The 15,293-nt window shown below is 44.6% G+C and carries 21 protein-coding genes and 1 pseudogene; 5 read left to right on the forward strand and 17 right to left on the reverse strand.

Annotated features, from left to right (window positions below):
- The first annotated feature begins 109 nt into the window (after positions 1-109).
- The gene (yumC, locus tag QMZ64_RS14940) at positions 110-1,108 is read left to right on the forward strand and encodes a ferredoxin--NADP reductase 2 (protein WP_050820794.1); all 999 of its coding nucleotides are present in this window, start codon (positions 110-112) and stop codon (positions 1,106-1,108) included.
- A gap of 34 nt (positions 1,109-1,142) precedes the next feature.
- Here the strand turns inward: yumC and QMZ64_RS14945 are convergent, their stop codons facing one another.
- A complete protein-coding gene (locus QMZ64_RS14945) occupies positions 1,143-1,343 on the reverse strand; it encodes a hypothetical protein (protein ID WP_020452822.1) in 201 nt (66 codons plus the stop codon).
- A 142-nt stretch (positions 1,344-1,485) separates the two neighbouring features.
- Between QMZ64_RS14945 and QMZ64_RS14950 the strand changes: the two genes are divergently transcribed.
- Complete coding sequence (locus QMZ64_RS14950; RefSeq protein WP_265625776.1) at positions 1,486-1,710, forward strand: cold-shock protein; 225 nt, start codon at positions 1,486-1,488, stop codon at positions 1,708-1,710.
- Between the two features lie 84 nt (positions 1,711-1,794).
- On the opposite strand, the gene QMZ64_RS14955 is transcribed toward QMZ64_RS14950, so the two are convergent.
- The 15 genes and pseudogenes from QMZ64_RS14955 to QMZ64_RS15025 form a co-directional block, all read right to left on the reverse strand.
- On the reverse strand, positions 1,795-2,274 hold the full coding sequence (locus QMZ64_RS14955; RefSeq protein ID WP_243942320.1) for a GNAT family N-acetyltransferase: 480 nt from the start codon (positions 2,272-2,274) through the stop codon (positions 1,795-1,797).
- Between the two features lie 102 nt (positions 2,275-2,376).
- A pseudogene (locus QMZ64_RS14960) lies at positions 2,377-2,469 on the reverse strand (iron-sulfur cluster assembly accessory protein); the annotation flags it as partial.
- Between the two features lie 218 nt (positions 2,470-2,687).
- Positions 2,688-2,936 carry a hypothetical protein gene (locus tag QMZ64_RS14965; RefSeq protein ID WP_301441404.1) on the reverse strand — a complete coding sequence of 83 codons (249 nt, stop codon included), beginning with the start codon at positions 2,934-2,936 and terminating at the stop codon, positions 2,688-2,690.
- A 114-nt stretch (positions 2,937-3,050) separates the two neighbouring features.
- Entirely contained in the window at positions 3,051-5,870 is a 2,820-nt protein-coding gene (locus QMZ64_RS14970; protein WP_301441405.1) for a phage tail tape measure protein, read from the reverse strand.
- Positions 5,867-6,091 (reverse strand): hypothetical protein, encoded by a 225-nt coding sequence (locus QMZ64_RS14975; RefSeq protein ID WP_301441406.1) that lies wholly within the window; start codon positions 6,089-6,091, stop codon positions 5,867-5,869. Before QMZ64_RS14975 ends, QMZ64_RS14970 begins: the two co-directional genes overlap by 4 nt.
- Positions 6,092-6,205: 114 nt before the next feature.
- Positions 6,206-6,931, reverse strand: coding sequence for a hypothetical protein (locus tag QMZ64_RS14980; protein WP_301441407.1), 726 nt, complete (start codon positions 6,929-6,931; stop codon positions 6,206-6,208).
- The gene (locus tag QMZ64_RS14985; protein ID WP_301441408.1) at positions 6,932-7,321 is read right to left on the reverse strand and encodes a hypothetical protein; all 390 of its coding nucleotides are present in this window, start codon (positions 7,319-7,321) and stop codon (positions 6,932-6,934) included.
- A 687-nt stretch (positions 7,322-8,008) separates the two neighbouring features.
- On the reverse strand, positions 8,009-8,239 hold the full coding sequence (locus tag QMZ64_RS14990) for a helix-turn-helix domain-containing protein (RefSeq protein ID WP_096748297.1): 231 nt from the start codon (positions 8,237-8,239) through the stop codon (positions 8,009-8,011).
- A gap of 64 nt (positions 8,240-8,303) precedes the next feature.
- Positions 8,304-9,116, reverse strand: a complete 813-nt coding sequence (locus QMZ64_RS14995; RefSeq protein ID WP_301441409.1) for a hypothetical protein — start codon at positions 9,114-9,116, stop codon at positions 8,304-8,306.
- A gap of 242 nt (positions 9,117-9,358) precedes the next feature.
- The gene (locus QMZ64_RS15000) at positions 9,359-9,856 is read right to left on the reverse strand and encodes a hypothetical protein (RefSeq protein ID WP_232513489.1); all 498 of its coding nucleotides are present in this window, start codon (positions 9,854-9,856) and stop codon (positions 9,359-9,361) included.
- 645 nt (positions 9,857-10,501) lie between these two features.
- Positions 10,502-11,044, reverse strand: coding sequence for a hypothetical protein (locus QMZ64_RS15005; RefSeq protein ID WP_301441410.1), 543 nt, complete (start codon positions 11,042-11,044; stop codon positions 10,502-10,504).
- The gene (locus tag QMZ64_RS15010; protein WP_301441411.1) at positions 11,041-11,379 is read right to left on the reverse strand and encodes a hypothetical protein; all 339 of its coding nucleotides are present in this window, start codon (positions 11,377-11,379) and stop codon (positions 11,041-11,043) included. Before QMZ64_RS15010 ends, QMZ64_RS15005 begins: the two co-directional genes overlap by 4 nt.
- The gene (locus tag QMZ64_RS15015; protein WP_301441412.1) at positions 11,376-11,576 is read right to left on the reverse strand and encodes a hypothetical protein; all 201 of its coding nucleotides are present in this window, start codon (positions 11,574-11,576) and stop codon (positions 11,376-11,378) included. The genes QMZ64_RS15010 and QMZ64_RS15015 overlap by 4 nt, the downstream gene beginning before the upstream one ends.
- On the reverse strand, positions 11,573-11,911 hold the full coding sequence (locus QMZ64_RS15020) for a hypothetical protein (RefSeq protein ID WP_301441413.1): 339 nt from the start codon (positions 11,909-11,911) through the stop codon (positions 11,573-11,575). Before QMZ64_RS15020 ends, QMZ64_RS15015 begins: the two co-directional genes overlap by 4 nt.
- The gene (locus tag QMZ64_RS15025; RefSeq protein WP_301441414.1) at positions 11,908-12,258 is read right to left on the reverse strand and encodes a hypothetical protein; all 351 of its coding nucleotides are present in this window, start codon (positions 12,256-12,258) and stop codon (positions 11,908-11,910) included. Before QMZ64_RS15025 ends, QMZ64_RS15020 begins: the two co-directional genes overlap by 4 nt.
- 146 nt (positions 12,259-12,404) lie before the next feature.
- Here QMZ64_RS15025 and QMZ64_RS15030 point away from each other — a divergent pair, with 146 nt between their 5' ends.
- On the forward strand, positions 12,405-12,629 hold the full coding sequence (locus QMZ64_RS15030; protein ID WP_301441415.1) for a helix-turn-helix transcriptional regulator: 225 nt from the start codon (positions 12,405-12,407) through the stop codon (positions 12,627-12,629).
- A gap of 78 nt (positions 12,630-12,707) precedes the next feature.
- Here the strand turns inward: QMZ64_RS15030 and QMZ64_RS15035 are convergent, their stop codons facing one another.
- Positions 12,708-12,989, reverse strand: coding sequence for a DUF1433 domain-containing protein (locus tag QMZ64_RS15035; RefSeq protein WP_483298503.1), 282 nt, complete (start codon positions 12,987-12,989; stop codon positions 12,708-12,710).
- A gap of 110 nt (positions 12,990-13,099) precedes the next feature.
- Here QMZ64_RS15035 and QMZ64_RS15040 point away from each other — a divergent pair, with 110 nt between their 5' ends.
- Entirely contained in the window at positions 13,100-14,530 is a 1,431-nt protein-coding gene (locus QMZ64_RS15040) for a lipase family protein (protein WP_301441417.1), read from the forward strand.
- An 11-nt stretch (positions 14,531-14,541) separates the two neighbouring features.
- Complete coding sequence (locus QMZ64_RS15045) at positions 14,542-14,874, forward strand: hypothetical protein (RefSeq protein ID WP_268326287.1); 333 nt, start codon at positions 14,542-14,544, stop codon at positions 14,872-14,874.
- The last annotated feature ends 419 nt before the right edge of the window (positions 14,875-15,293 follow it).

The following is a 15,293-nucleotide window of genomic DNA, read 5'->3' on the forward strand; positions in this document are numbered from 1 at the left end:
AGATCAGACGGTAATATTTCCCGTGCCTAAAAAAACAGACGCGCTCGTATTTATTTTATGTGATATGATATAATTAAGAACAATTTTCATTTAGGGGGGCATTATTTTCATGCGTGAAGACTCAAAAGTATATGACATTACAATTATCGGGGGCGGCCCTGTCGGCTTGTTTACCGCATTTTACGGCGGAATGCGGCAAGCGAGCGTCAAAATAATCGAAAGCCTGCCGCAGCTCGGCGGTCAGCTGTCCGCTTTGTATCCCGAAAAATACATATACGATGTAGCCGGGTTCCCTAAAATCCGCGCTCAGGAGCTGGTCGACAATTTAAAAGAGCAAATGGCGAAATTTGATCAGACCGTTTGTCTGGAGCAAGCCGTCGAAAGCGTTGAAAAACAAGCTGACGGTATTTTCAAGCTCATCACCAACAAAGAAATCCACTATTCTAAAACGGTGATTATTACAGCCGGAAACGGAGCATTCCAGCCGAGAAAGCTCGAGCTCGAATCTGCGGCTCAATACGAGAATGCAAACCTTCATTACTTTATAGATGATCTGAATCAATTTGCGGGCAAACGCGTTGCGGTGTTGGGCGGCGGCGACTCCGCCGTCGACTGGGCGCTTATGCTGGAACCGATCGCAAAAGAGGTGTCAATTATTCATCGCCGCGATAAATTCCGCGCACATGAACACAGCGTCGAAAACCTGCACAATTCAAAAGTCAATGTGTTGACACCGTTTGTTCCGACCGAACTGATCGGCGCCGAGCGGATTGAACAGATCGTCATCGAGGAAGTGAAAGGCGAGAGAAAAGAAATCATCGATGTCGACGATGTGATCGTCAACTTCGGCTTTGTTTCATCTCTCGGACCAATCAAAAACTGGGGGCTTGAAATCGAGAAAAATTCGATCGTCGTCAAGTCCACAATGGAAACGAACATCGAGGGATTCTATGCAGCCGGCGACATCTGCACATACGAAGGAAAAGTCAAGCTGATTGCCAGCGGATTTGGAGAAGCGCCGACCGCTGTCAACAATGCGAAAGCTTACATGGATCCTAAAGCGCGCGTGCAGCCGCTGCACTCTACAAGCATGTTTGAAAACAAATAAAAATGAAAAGGAGCCTGACACCGGCTCCTTTTCATTATATGATATTCAAATATGAGAAGATCGTTCCCAAAATCAGCACAATCGTTAAGATGCCGACCACTCCCGCCGCAGTCAAGACAATCCGGTCCGTAATTTTCTGTGCTTTTGGAAGCGGTTTTTCGCAGCCGCATGCCTCACAGACTTTTGAATCGTAAGGCGTAAGCCCGCCGCAGCTTCTGCAGTTGATTTTTTCCATGGTTGAACCCCTTTTTTTTACTGGGCTTGGACTTTAAATAAACCTGTCCAGTATAGAATAACAAATTGACGAATAGAATGTCTTAAGATTCACAAAATATTCTTAAATGAACTCCAAAAAACACTTGTTAGGAAGTGACGATATGTCTTATTACAACAATCGCAATCAAGAGCCTCTGCCAAAGGAAGATATCAGTACGTGGGAATGTACGGCTGAGGAATGCAACGGATGGATGAGAAAAAATTTCACGAGCAGCGATCGCCCTCTATGCCCTCTGTGCAACAAGGAAATGGAAAGCGGAAGCCGTTATATCACCTCAATCACCAACAACACGAGCAATCTCAACCGAATCTTTAACCAGAAATAAACACGATGGTTCCGGAAGCCCCGTTGCAAAAACCTTGCTCAACACTTGAGCGGGGTGGCTGCATTGAGCGAAGCGGAAAACAGATTATGTTAAATCTTTTACCAAAAGAATCTCATCCCGAATCGGAATGCCGTTATCAGCGGCAAAGGGAATTTCAGGCTTTACTTTTCTTGCTTTTTCAACTGCGTTTACATACAGCTCGGCCAATCTATAGCCTCTCTTTTGGTAAAACATAAGCGCCCGCATATTATCGTTCGTCGTGATCAATTTAAGCGATTGACACTGTTTTCGCTTTGCAACACGTTCCACTTCTTTTAAAAGGAGTGAGCCGTTCCCTTTATTTTCGGCAATGCTGTCCAAGGAGACGACTTCACATTCGTTTCCGGCGATGACGTACGTAACCAGGCCTTTAATATCGCCTTTTTCATCTGTCACAGCGAATCCTTCCAATTCATCGCAGCGGAATGTTCCGTGTGAATTGACCATGTCCGGACTTCCCCAATGCTCATGAAAAAACGCGGTAACGTCCGCTTTTGACAAGCCGAGCGTTGATACGAGTTTCATTTCTATTCCCCCAGATCATAATAAAACGCCTTTTCGTCACGATGAAACATCGCAATGAAAGGCGTTTTTCTTATTCCATATCGTTGACCTGATGCCAATATGTCAGCACTCTTCAGGCTTCCCTGCATTCACTGCGGTTCTGAATGATGATCCGCATCCGCATGAAGCGATGGCGTTTGGATTATCGATGGTGAATCATTCGATCAGTTTACGGTAGATGAAAACCGCGTCATATCAACGTTTGTAAATAATTTGCGCGATTGTTATTATTCGAAATGGCTGTTAATGCCGATCTTCCATAGCGATGAATCTCGTTACCATCATGATACCCAAACTTCCGCTGTATGACAAGCGTTGCTATTCGTATTAACGAAAAAAAGCGCCCCATCCTACGAAGGACAGGGCTAGACGCTCTATTCAGTTTTTCCGAAACCTTTGACGTAACTCAATAGATACGACAGTGCGATCAGTATGCCGCCTTTATATAACGGATCAACGATGTCAGAAACGATCTGCATCATTCGTATTGGATCAGGAGATCTGCCTTCCGGTACATATTGATTCGCGTTAAGATACAGGGTACTTTCGATGTTCGTCAATATGCCGGCCACAATTACGATCCAGCCGAGAACAAACAATATTTTCGGAAATTTTTCTTTCATTGGTATCCCGCCTTCATATTTGATTAGTCCGTATCCTATTATCGGTTAAACGGTGGGGATTTTGAACTATTCGCGGAAATTGTCGAACGAAAGACGGCCTGGACAGTCCGAAATTTAACTCTTTTGTCCAAGAAAGCGTGACTGTATCGCAATATCTTGGGTAAATTTCCTATCAATGTGCGGGTATGTTGCGGAAGCAACCGTTTCTCCGTCAATTTGAACAGCCACATTGTGATTTTGTCTGACGCCCTGGTCAATCGAACGCAATATTCCGATGACCTCGCTTGATATTCCGAGTTCTCCTCCGACTGCCGCCGTATGTCCAGCGTCAATCATCCGCATTAAATTCGCTTGTTGTGCTTCCGTTAGAACCATTTCGTTCCGCAGTGCACGGATATCAACTTCGTGGCTCATCGGTGCGTTTTCGAACTTAGACGCAAGCCCTCCGGTATGGAGTCTGTTGATCTGTCCGCGGCCGATGATACCCCCGACGTGGTACGGTACCTCTTGTCCGCCCTTACCATGTGTCTTCTTAAATGTCTCCGCGCTCTCTTCGATTTCCGATCCGTCCGCGCTGTAAGTGACGTGGATCTTTTTATTGATCCTTCGGGCTAGTCTTTCGTTCATAGTCTCCGCTTCTTTGGTGATGGCCTGAACCCGGCCTAAAGCAGATTTAAGTTGCGAAATTTCTTTATCGACAGCCTTTACTGAATCGCGATATTTCTTCGTCTTTTTATCTGCCTCAGACGTGTTATTTTCGAGTTTGAATTTCACGCCTTCCAGACGCGAAAGTTCCTTCCTCAGAACGTCAACGCCTTCGCCTTTTTTCGCGTTCAAACCGACTTGTTGCAGCTCAATATCAATCAATTTCTGGTTGATATCCTTCAGTTTGCCGAGCTCTTTTTGTACTTCACCTAAGCTTTCTCGCTTTGTCTGTAGATTGTCGAGGTTTGCGACAAGTTGTTCCCGCAATTTATTGAGCGTCGCTTCTTCGGCGGCTAAATTAATTTCGGCTTGGTACTGCGCTTTTTCGTTACCATTTTCTTTTGCTGTGTTAAGTTCGTCAGTTATGTCCTTTACTTTTTGCGTTTGATCAGTAATCTTCCCTTCTAGTTCTGCTCGCTCTCCATCTAATTTTTTAATGTCTGTTTTAAGATTCTGCTGTTTTTGAAGGTATTCAGCCTCTTTGCTCTGAGCTGTAGCTTTTTGTTTTTCTAATTCGGTCCGAAGCTCCTCCGCCTTAGCCGCACTCAACTTTTTAACAGCCTCGGTGTTTTTCGCGAAAGCATTTCCCTGTTCGCTAATGGCCGCATTTGTTTCAGGTGCCTTCTTAACGATGTCATCATTTAGTTTTAGAAAACGGTCAAATTCCGCATTTGTAAGACCAGACCGTTCCTTCAATCCCGCCTGCTCGTCTTTAAGACTTTTGATAACCTCCGGATCTGTCTCCGTTTTCAGCCGATCGTTTAAATCGAGATAATGAGCAAACTCATCCGCAGTCAACTTCGTTTTTGCTTGAAGCTTATCGAATTCCGATGCGACCTTATCGAGCGACTCGATCTCTTTCTGCTTTGTCTCCGCAGCCTCCAAACTAACGGTGTTCATTGCGTCATAACTATTTTTAACGCCGACGAGTAAGCCGCCGAGAAGAGAAAGAGCCGTAATCGTCAGCCCAACCGGCCCCAACGTTAAGCTTTTCAGCGCAACACCGAGCTTAACGGCTGAGGCAGCTACGAGCGCAATCGCTGCCGCTGTCCCGGCCATTTCCAGACCAGTCGTAATGATCCCCGGATTCAACTTGTTAAGGAAATCGAGTATTTTCGTTCCCTCTTCTACAATTTTTCGGAAAGTAGGCAAAAACTCGTTACCGATCTTGATGCCGAGCCCGTCGAGCGCACTTTTAAACTTTTCGAACGACCCTTTCAGGTTATCCATTTGCGTCTTGGCTACACGATCCGCCGTACCTCCGGCGTTCTTTAGTGCGTTAGAATAATCCCGCAGACCTTTTTCACCAACGCCAAGCAACGTTACGAATCCGGACGCCGCTTCCGTTCCGACGAGCTGTGCCGCTGTCGCCGTTTTCTGCGCGTCTGACATCCCTTCGAGATTCTTCGAAATATATCCGATCAGTTCCGGCAGCGACTTGAGGTTTCCGTTTGCGTCTTCCAGTTCGAGATTGTACTTTTTGACCGCCTTCGCCGTCTGCCCTACCGGATTCGACAAGTGTAATAGCGTCGCCCTCAGCGCCGTACCCGCCATCGATCCCTGAATACCGGCGTCTGACATTTTCGCGACAGCTGCGGCCGTATCTTCTATCGAATAACCTAGTCCGTTTGCAACCGGGGCCACGTATTTCATGGCGTCGCCCAATTGGCCGAGGTCCGTATTCGCCGTCGTCATCGCTTTAACAAGCACATCGACCGCATGTCCGGACTCTTCCGCTTTGATTCCGAAGCCCGTCATGATGTTTGAAACGATATCGGCTGAACGTCCGAGGCTTTCGTTTGATGCTGACGCCAGGTTAAGGACGGCCGGCAATGATCCGATTTGGTCCTCTACGCTGAAGCCCGCCATTGCTAAAAATTGGAGTCCCTCCGCCGCCTCTACCGCTGTAAATTTCGTTTCGGCACCCATCTTGGCCGCGATGTTCTTTAGCGCTTCGAATTCGTCGCCGGTTGCGCCACTGATCGCCTTAACGTTCGACATGGCAGCTTCGAAGTCTGCCGCAGTCTTGACGGATGCTCCGATACCGGCGACTACCGCACCGCCGACGGCCAGCGACGCCTTTTGTACGAGGCCCATCTGTTTCGAAAGATTTTCGGACGACCGTCCCATCTGCGACATGTCGTTCCGAACTCGATCCCGGCTCCGTGACCAATCGGCCATATCAAGGATCAAACGGGCGCGTATTTCTCCGACTGTTGCTCCTGTCACTCTTGACCACCTACTACTGACCAATAAGTAAACAGCAGGATTTCTTGTGGACTATATTGATTTAATGTCTCGATTGCTTCTTTAATCTTTGCCTCTTGTTCTTTCGTAAAAGCAGGATCTCCATTCAGTGCCTTTTCGCTCACATAATTAATTACTCCAATTGCTTCGGCAACCTTGTTAGCTTCATCTTCCGTTCTAAACGGTGTTTTTACTTTAACCATCTAATCGCCCCTTTTTGTCGAAATAAAAAAAGGCGCCGTTAATTGGCGCCCAAAAATGAGGAGGTTTGCTCCGAACGGCAATGTCAGAAACCGTTCATCATCGCAAAAAAGTATTTAGCTGTTCTCATCAATCATTCTGTCAAAGTATTCGTGAGGCTTATTGGCGTACATTGCTGTTTCGGATCCAAGCAACTCCTTAATGGCGTTATGGTGAACGCCGCCATCAAGTAACAGGTCGCTGTTTTTTCCGGCTGTAGCAAGCCCTTTAAATGTTTCAGCACGTTTCTGCTCCTCAGTCATGGATTTCACTTTGATATGTTCGTACAAACCATGCAGTTTAACTTTCTCGGCGGCCGATCCGTCTTTCACAATAGAGGCGGCCATGCCGTAAAATTCGCTCTGTAGCTTTTTCGCAAGGTACGGATCCGACGTATCCTCAATGAACGCTTCCAAACTCTCTATTCCTCGTTCCGGATTCGGAGCAAGAAGAAGGGATGTTTTCAGGTCTGCCAGCTTTTGGTTGAACGTTGCAACCTCGGTTTCTTCCGGCTGCGCTGGGTCTTCTAGGAGAATTTTTGTCGCAAGATCAATCGTTTTATCAGCCGCCTCCGTGGCTTTATCTTTTATCTTCATCATCTCGCCCAGAAATATATCCCGGTATCTTTGGTTTAGTTTTTCTTTCTCTATCTGCTTACCTTCATTTGACAACATCCTGTCATTAGTTATCTGGGATAGCTCTTCACGATAGCTCGTTTTGGCTTCTAATACGATATCCCGGGCTCTTTTTCGAGTAGTTTCCATTTGTTCGTAGTTCTCTAGCATCTCTTCGAATTTAGTCATTCAATATTCCCCCTGTTTTTCAGTTCTTGCGACCTTCTCATTGGCCGGTAATTCTTTTTCGAATTCATCTGCGTCCATGACGTCTTTTCCGCATTCAATCATTGCATTTTTTGCACCATATTCGACAGCGCAATCCATTGCACGGTTGAAAAGCTCCCGGACGTATCCAATTTCAGAAGAGTACACGTTTTTGACCGTTGTAAGAAACAACAATTCGCCGTCTATGTTGCGTATTTCGTATCTGCCGGCAGTACAATCGAGTTTTATGCTCGCACCCCCGCCCGGAAATAAAAAATACCGCTGCTCCCCGTCTTTGCTTTCGCGAAGATAGGAAACACCGGCCGGTCCGTATGATCCGTAGTATTCAGTTTCCGTTACAACGCAGAACATCTATGCGCCCCCTTTTATAAACGATCTTCGCTTCTTCTTCGTAAGCCCGACATTCTAGCACCGTCCGCGAGATGTTTAGGTCACGGGTGTGGCCGGACGATCGGCGGATGATTTCCCCGGTTTCGGCGTCTACCGTAAGAGCTTCGGTAGGCTTAACGTATATCAGAACGTTACACAAAACTAACTCCCCTTCCGATGCAAAAATCGAATTCTAATAGTAATATAGCCGGGTGCCGTTTTTTGCATTTATAAAGCCCGTCATATCAACGTTTACGGACGTCTAAATCGTCATTCTTTTTCTTTGTCTATCACGATAATCACGATTCCTTCGCCGGCTATTTTCCTTTTCATTTTCAACCGCACATCCAGCGCAGTATTGTTGCCGGTTACTACTGCGTTCGAACCGCTGGCCGCAACGTTTGCAATTTCCCGCCCAGTTCGACTTGTTCCGTAACGGATGATCGGCCGGTAAGTATTCGAGATACTCCCACATTAAAGCCGGCTCTGCGGGCAGAACGTTTCGCATAAAGTACGGACAGATATTCCCCTGTATTGAATCCGTTTTGATTTCAACGGTACACAAACCGCAACGCTGAAGATCGCAGGCGCCGCCACTTTTATAGTTGGCGCAATGATTTCGGGCTAGACGGCCGAGTTTGCTTCGTCTCGAGTTAATCTTTCGCTGATTCATTTCACAACCTCCGTTTGCGCGTAGAATTCAAGCAGGCTAATCACTTTTTCCGGATTAAGGCTCAATTTGTTAATTAATCTCCTGGAGACTTTTGGAGTAATTTTTCGCTTTCCGTTTTCAATCATGCAAATAAAAGCCTCAGAAACACCCGTCAAATCTGCTACATCCTTTTGTGATAGCCTATAAATTCGGCGAATTTTCAAAACCTGATCACCGGTCAATTCCATGTTTTCGATCCCCCTTTGTTAAATTTTCTTAACTAAGTGCCGAAAAAAAGGCATAAAAAAAGCATTAGCCAGAATGACTAATGCAAGTTTGAAAGAGATACCACGCGCCAGTATCCCTCTCACTATATTCGTGTTTTTTCCCGTTTGTATGATAGATTTTAAGACCCGATGCAATATTCACTGTAAAGATACCCGGACTCTCGCCATCTCTGAATTTTTCATACTCTGACTTCTCTTCCCCGTCGCTCTCAACCTGACCAAATTTTATATCACCCGACTGCTTGGCTTTTGTATCTCTGCGGGGAGAATATGGACGGTTTCCGTCTGACTCTCGCTTCCCGTATAATTCTATTTGATCGGTGAAAACAAGGCGGACTTTGTCCTTTTGACCGGCATTTTCTTCGCGGTTAGGGAGATATCCGTCGCGCTTGGGAGCCAAGTATGTGCCGGTCCTTTTCAACCGTTTATCCGCGTCTCTTTGCTCCTGTCCGCAAGCGTCGCTGCAATATTTCTTTTTTCCAAGGCGCCGAAAAACATTGTTACAATTCCAGCAAGCACACACTCGATAGCCTTCCGGAACCTCGAAGGGCATGGGCGGCATATACTTTCGCTCTTCCTGCTCCCACTCTTCCCGGGTCCGTTCTTTTATTTGAAGCCGCTCGATATTTTCGTGGACTTTGACGAACAGATCGGTAATAAGTTTCATTAACTTCGGCGCCGATTGCAACGGACTTTTTCCGGAAGCCTGGATGTATGCCGAAAGCGCGGCATCCACCTCGCGATTCAGGCGTGCGGCATCCATAAATTCGGAGTTGACTTCGATTTTCCATCTATTTATTTTATGTTCAAGCTCTTTCTTTGGATTAACTTCTTTCACCTTGTTTCCTCCTTCCTTATTTAAAACATTGCAATCGTTCGCTTACGCTCACGCTTGCGGATGCTCATTTACTCGCGATATATCTTTTATTAAAAATATCCGCGCGAATGTATATGAGCGCTATTATTTGTTGGTATGTTTAACGTTGGTATGTTTCCCTTGGTATGTTTACTCGGATATCTAATGGCCCTTTGCAAACGTACCTCTAATGGCTGTATCCAAACAGGCATCTAATGCATGTATCATTCATAAACGGACGGATCGGGGACTATTTCCTCTCCTTCCTCGGAGACAATATAACCGTCATCGCTGATCCGCGGGCAGAAAGAAACGAAATACCACTTATATCGATTTGTCCCTATCCATACGTCTCTTACGTCGAGAAGCAGTCCATTCGCTAATAGAATATCCACCAGTTTCTTTATCCGGCTTTCTGCGATCCCCAGCTCAGACGCTATCTTTTGTCGCCCCGGAAAACTTGCACCAAAACGATCGTTTTCATCTCCATTTTTTAGGGTGTGGGTGCCGTCCACATACGAAAGTAGATAAAAATAAAGCGCAATTATATCCCGGATTTGAAACTTACGCTGCGTACGACCGACAGAAGAGTTATAATCGTCTATGATTCTCGGAAAAACTTTACGCAAAAGGTCTAGGTTATACATTTCATAATTATCGTGAGATAGTAATTCCTGTTTGTTGTTCGGAAGTTTTTTCTTCGGTTCATTGATTTTATTCAACCTCTTCACATCCTCTTCATTTTTTAAAAACACAGATTTCTATCCTTATTTATAGTTGCGAAACGACTTTCCGAGCCAGACATACGTCCTCACATATAACTGCGAAAGTAATTGGCGATATGGCAAGCACAAGTAACGGTGAACATACCCTCGAGAACTATCCAGAATCTATTTTTACCACCTTCTTTAATTCATTTGAAAACCACGAAACACATAGAACAAACTGACTTTCGAGTAAAGTAATTTTGTTTTTCATTTTGTGCTTGACAATCCTCCTTTTTGTGATTATAATTGCAATAGATAATATAATGGGTGGATTTTAAACTAAAAAAAGTTTTCACCCGTACTTAAATAAATTCGAATTAGAAAAGAAGTCTATGTCCGTCGAATCTAAAAAAATATTTATTTTTTCGCACCCGGAAACCCATTCGTCCCCGGATGCGTATAGACTACTAGATTAATATCGGTCATTAAATTCAAATGTTTAGTGTTTTAATCAAATTATTTTCGATAATTTTAAAGACGGATTTAGTTGTTCCCGCAACGGTTCGTCTTTTTTATTTCCCATTCAAATAAAGCATCGACGAATCTTACCCCCCTCATTATTAACTGCGAATTTACTTTTATAACCGGACGGTTCATGGGTTATATATACGGCACAAGGGCGCGTTCCAACTCGGTCCTTTCCTTCCTCAACGCAGACCTTTCGTTGTGCAGCCGTTTATTTTCGGCGCAAAGCTGGGCCAGCCGCCTTTTTATTTGCAGCTCATCGTCACCGGTCGCCTCTATTAAGGCTAGCCTCCGCCTAGCAATCTCGTAGCTGTTCGAATGGAAGTCGACCTCTACCTCGCACCATTTGCAATGAACTGCGTCTCTTTTCGCAATTAAGGCGTTACGTGTCGTTTCTTTTAACGTTTGCAGGACGTCTTCAGACAAAGCGTTCGGAGACTGAAGCGCATAGTCCGCCGGGAAAACGTCTAAAATCGTGCCATTTTCCGCAATGACCAGGCGTACCTGTTCGCGGGGATTATCATAAACGGACTGGCTGCCGCTTGTTGATTCGAGTGACCAGACGAACGAAGCGCCTTGAGCATACTTCGGTAATACGTTTTGTACCTGCGCTTTTGAAAGGCCGAGGCGCGCCGTTGCTTTTTTTACTGCCGCTTTAGAAACTGTATACTGTATCATCGTGCACCCTCCCCTAGTGAAAAACCAATTCGAACAAAATCTGCAAACGATAAATTTGCGAGCTCAGAAACATCGATTTTGCGGAGGTCTGCTCCTACCTTTGACGTGTCTACCATAAAAAATCGAGGATAGTTGCTTTCATAAAGATGATATCCGTCCGACCCTTTTTCTAATTGGCCAGTATCGTAAAACACCAGCCCGTCATCCGAGCATGTTCCAATGACATCGGCCGCAATTAACCAGGCGTCCGAAATTTCGTGTATTTCCTGTTTTGTATCGAACGTTTCCCCATGATAATGTAGCTTTACTGCTTGCGGTTGAAATGTATCCATCATGCCGACTGCACCTCCTCACCGAATAGTTCTCGCGCTGCCGTGACGCCGATTTCGGCGCAGCCTGCGAATGCTCTCCGGGACACTTGCGGCAAGAGTGCGGCGAATTCTTCCGGGTTTAGGTTAACGAATTGATCGTCTGAGCCTGCGGGATAGACATTCCACCAACCGACAACTGTTTTTCTATAATAAACGTTCATTCTCCGACTACCTCCTTTAATTGTCCGCCAAGATGCGCTAAAAGCTCCACCGTATTCATATTCGCAATAGTTTCGAGATCCATCTCCGAGTCAGAGACGTATGGTAAATCGTAAATCAATTCCGCACGCTGACCGATTTCTAAACCGTGAGGACCGTGATATAGTCGATAAAGATTGAGCCACTCCTCGTCTATATAAAGTACATAGTCGCGACCTACGTTTAAGACCTCTACCCGTTCGCGGCTTTCTTCACCGGTGTCCGAATAAATAAAAACGAAGTCCACGGTCATTTTCTTCGGCTGCTCCCCTGCGTCAATCCATGTTAATTCGCTCATAGCGTCTCCTCCTTTTTTTGCGCCAAGAATAGCATGAAATCGAGTACAGTCATTTTCGCGACCTCTTCAGTTGTTAAACCGAAATTAAATCCGACAGGAAATTCGAGCGGCAGATCGTACAGTACTTCGCACTTTTCACCGATTTCCCATTCGCCCTCTTTGCCACGCATTCTATAAAGCGTGAGATAGGCTTCGTTCACTTCGAGCGCGATATCGGATCCAAGATGCAGTACTTCGGTAGGTTCTCGATAATCGATGGCCCCCGTTTTCGGATCGTACAGGACGAAGTCCACGATTAGTAATTCCCAATGACACACACTGACGATTTGATCTTTTAAGGCTTTCATATAAGCACTCCTTACATATGCGTAATCTGTAATATCTTGATGATAATATTACACTTGTGTAATTCGTAAGTCAACACCTATTGCGAAAAAAATTACAAATGTGTAAGATGAAATTAATTAGACTTGCCTAAAGGGTGTGTGAATTTTTGAAAAAGCTTATAGTTAGATCTAGGTTAAATGAAGTTATGAAGGAGAAGGGAATTCAAAGCCAGAAGGAATTGGCTGAGTTAGTTGGTACTACTGAGGCTACGATAAGCAGATTTAAAACAAATACCAGATATGACATCACAACATTATTTATTATTAGTAGAGGATTAAACGTGCCTATAGAGGACTTATTTTATGTTGAGGAGATTAAAGACGAACAGTAAACCATATAGTGCGGTAGGGCATGAAAAAGCGCATATAAAGAAAAAAGCCCGTCTCTGGTGAGCGGGCTATTATTCCTATCATCGAGTACACAACTCATCTTTACATTCTTCTTTAGGTTCAGCATCCACGGTATATGACAATATTTCTTTATTTCCCGGATCATACAAACCTTCAAACTCTTTATCTCCGTTAGTATAACCCTTCACAGTAATACCACCCATTGGATTAATGTAGTAATCCTCAGAAAAATGGATATCATCCACATCTTTATAGTTAGTTGTTAAAAATTTTTCCATATGATTCTGAGCTTCTTCAAATAAAGCAATCTCTTTTTCTTTTTGATCGTGCTGATGCTTCATAAAAAATCCCCCAACTGCTATAATTATTAAAATAAGGATAATTATGTACTTTTTCATTTGAAAATCAACCCTTTCTTATCCTATTTTACAAAAATAAAGAGGCGATGTATATGAGCGACAAGATAAAAGTTCCAAAAATAACAGATAAAACTTATTATACGCTAAGTCAAGAATCTTACAATCGAGATAGATTAGATAGTAAGTTAAAGACAGGGAAACCAATACAAACAGATCAAAAAACCTATTGGTTTGTCGAAAAGATTAAGAGAGACCATGATACAGGACTAGATGCCGTAGTTTTTTCCCAGGGCAAAAAGACTCAAGGTGGTAAGTGGGTAAAATCAGATAACCCTAAAAACGTCGTCGTAGGCTTCGCGGGAACTGATCCCAAGAGCCAATTCTTTCAGGATGTCATTGATGCAGACGGCGGTAACGTTGTGATGGGTCTTGATCCGAAAAAGAAATCGCAATACATAATCGAAAAAGATGTGAAGGATACATCAAAAACAATAGGAAAATACAACGCAACCCCCTCACAAGACGCGATGCTTAGCACCGGTAAATATAAATTAATTACGAAATCATCCCAAATCGGTCAAGCCGACGACTTGGTACGGGAAGTTAAACAAAAGTATAAAGGCACCTCGACGGTTATTTCAACAACCGGACACTCGCTTGGCGGCGCAGAGGCTGAATATAGTGCGGTCAACAACAAAATCTATGCCGTAGCGTTTAACAGCCCTTCAATCGTTCACCTGCACTCTGAGGAGCAGCAAAAGAAAATTAATAACGGTGAGTATGACCGGTCCATAAAATCAATTGTCAATCCGGATGATATGGTCGGGGCTGGCTGGTGGAACGAGTATGACCGGCACAACGGAACGACAATTTATACGAAGGACCCTGAATTATCAAATGCGGTGCGCGAGGCGAGAATGCAGGGCGATGTATTCCAACAAATCGGGCAAAACGCTGGGTATTTCTTTCAGACCGCAATCTTAGGAATGCCTGATACACATTGGGTCGGGAGTAATAACTTCGCCTTCGACAAAAACGGAAACGTCCAAAATATAGAGGGCGATGAGCTAGTATACGATAAAAATTTAAAAGCGATGCTCCCACCGGAAGTTGCATCCGGAAGTGGCGTAATTAAAGTAACGCCCGAAGTCGCCAAACAGCTCGCGCAAAAAGTAAATGCGATTATCAACGATCTGCGGACGATGAAACGGGAAGCCGAAAACGCTTATCAGGAACACGACGCCGAGATCAACGACCTGAAACATGATACCTACCGTCAAGTCGGTCACGGTTTATACGACAAGCTGACGCTTGACGATGTAAACAATACGCTGAAAAACCTGGCGCAGTCGTTTGACAAAAAAGGCAATCCGCTATTTTACGATGTTCATGCCGAAAAAGCGTACATCGCCTCATTAAAGGACACGATTTCAGATTTAGAAGACATCAGCGGATACCTGGCGCAGATTGCAAAAGATTTTAAATCGAAAGACAAAATGCTGGCAAATTGGCTTAAACTTTAGGAGATGAAACAATGGAAAATTTCAACAAACTAGCTTCACTCAACAACTTAAACGGAGATCAAGAAGATACTCTCTTCATACGGCGCAACCAGCTTCAAATGCTGAAAACGGGCATGAGGGTAACAGCCGCAACGAAGCTTGAAGGCATTAAAACGACGCTAAGACCGAAGTTTAAAGTAGACGATATACAAAAAGAAATGAACAGCGTTTATTCATCGCTTCTCTACAGCTTTGAAGGAAAAGCGCAGCAGGCGCTTGCTCAGCGCATCAGCCAAAGCGCCCAGCAGCTTATTTCGACAGAAAAGGACGGAGAGAGCTTTTTGAACGGATTTAAAACGAGATGAAGGCGCCTTAATTGGCGTCTTTCTTTTTGCACAATAGCATGGGTCTCCGTGACGATTTAAACGCCCGGAAACGCTGATTGAACGGGCTTTTCAAATGCAGAATCGAAGGGGGCGCTATATTCATATTCAAACGTTGATTTTGACGTCCTAAACCGTCATGACCCTCCGAGTTCGAAAAATTGTACGCAAGTTCCGAACGGCAGATGAGGCGGGATTGAGTGGGCGGTCTGGGGGGGCGGGCGCAAGCAAAAACTTTCGTTGAATAAAACATTCATCTTTTTGTATATCGAATGTAACACAATCTGTTTTTGTTACATTGAACAATCGAACGAAGCATTGATATGACAGCGTTTGCTGGTCAATGTCGATCGCACTGAATCGACCCTACTTTATGCACGTTTTAAACCGCATTAAATCAA

This window comes from Bacillus sp. LB7 (assembly GCF_030449715.1).
In the GTDB taxonomy this organism is placed as follows: Bacteria; Bacillota; Bacilli; order Bacillales; family Bacillaceae; genus Bacillus; species Bacillus paralicheniformis.

Coding starts and splice junctions, on each gene's coding strand:
- yumC (WP_050820794.1), top strand. CDS start 110: ATGCGTGAAGACTCAAAAGTATATGACATTACAATTATCGGGGGCGGC.
- QMZ64_RS14945 (WP_020452822.1), bottom strand. CDS start 1,343: ATGGAAAAAATCAACTGCAGAAGCTGCGGCGGGCTTACGCCTTACGAT.
- QMZ64_RS14950 (WP_265625776.1), top strand. CDS start 1,486: ATGTCTTATTACAACAATCGCAATCAAGAGCCTCTGCCAAAGGAAGAT.
- QMZ64_RS14955 (WP_243942320.1), bottom strand. CDS start 2,274: ATGAAACTCGTATCAACGCTCGGCTTGTCAAAAGCGGACGTTACCGCG.
- QMZ64_RS14965 (WP_301441404.1), bottom strand. CDS start 2,936: ATGAAAGAAAAATTTCCGAAAATATTGTTTGTTCTCGGCTGGATCGTA.
- QMZ64_RS14975 (WP_301441406.1), bottom strand. CDS start 6,091: ATGGTTAAAGTAAAAACACCGTTTAGAACGGAAGATGAAGCTAACAAG.
- QMZ64_RS14980 (WP_301441407.1), bottom strand. CDS start 6,931: ATGACTAAATTCGAAGAGATGCTAGAGAACTACGAACAAATGGAAACT.
- QMZ64_RS14985 (WP_301441408.1), bottom strand. CDS start 7,321: ATGTTCTGCGTTGTAACGGAAACTGAATACTACGGATCATACGGACCG.
- QMZ64_RS14990 (WP_096748297.1), bottom strand. CDS start 8,239: ATGGAATTGACCGGTGATCAGGTTTTGAAAATTCGCCGAATTTATAGG.
- QMZ64_RS15005 (WP_301441410.1), bottom strand. CDS start 11,044: ATGATACAGTATACAGTTTCTAAAGCGGCAGTAAAAAAAGCAACGGCG.
- QMZ64_RS15010 (WP_301441411.1), bottom strand. CDS start 11,379: ATGATGGATACATTTCAACCGCAAGCAGTAAAGCTACATTATCATGGG.
- QMZ64_RS15015 (WP_301441412.1), bottom strand. CDS start 11,576: ATGAACGTTTATTATAGAAAAACAGTTGTCGGTTGGTGGAATGTCTAT.
- QMZ64_RS15020 (WP_301441413.1), bottom strand. CDS start 11,911: ATGAGCGAATTAACATGGATTGACGCAGGGGAGCAGCCGAAGAAAATG.
- QMZ64_RS15025 (WP_301441414.1), bottom strand. CDS start 12,258: ATGAAAGCCTTAAAAGATCAAATCGTCAGTGTGTGTCATTGGGAATTA.
- QMZ64_RS15035 (WP_483298503.1), bottom strand. CDS start 12,989: ATGAAGCATCAGCACGATCAAAAAGAAAAAGAGATTGCTTTATTTGAA.
- QMZ64_RS15040 (WP_301441417.1), top strand. CDS start 13,100: ATGAGCGACAAGATAAAAGTTCCAAAAATAACAGATAAAACTTATTAT.
- QMZ64_RS15045 (WP_268326287.1), top strand. CDS start 14,542: ATGGAAAATTTCAACAAACTAGCTTCACTCAACAACTTAAACGGAGAT.